The organism is Tannerella forsythia, assembly GCF_003860135.1.
Lineage (GTDB): Bacteria > Bacteroidota > Bacteroidia > Bacteroidales > Tannerellaceae > Tannerella > Tannerella forsythia_A.
In genome coordinates, this window is record NZ_RQYN01000213.1 from 1 (window position 1) to 223 (window position 223).

The following is a 223-nucleotide window of genomic DNA, read 5'->3' on the forward strand; positions in this document are numbered from 1 at the left end:
AGCCGCAAGTATGGTGAATCCCAAACAAATCAAGCACTTCTCACGCATGATGATGACCGTCACCAAGACTGACACCAAAGATGCCTGCCTGATTGCCATGTACGGAGAAAAGATGGCTCCTGGCGTCTACAAAATGCCCTCTGAGGCCGTCATGCTCCTTAAGCAGAAGAAAACGATTATCAGGCAGCTGAAGAAACAGCTTACCGCAAGCAAGAACCTGAAA

1 protein-coding gene is annotated in these 223 nt (G+C 48.4%); it reads left to right on the top strand.

Features of this window, described 5'->3' with window-relative positions:
• Positions 1-223: IS110 family transposase (locus EII41_RS13985; RefSeq protein ID WP_148091788.1), on the top strand; the 223-nt coding region annotated here is incomplete at both ends.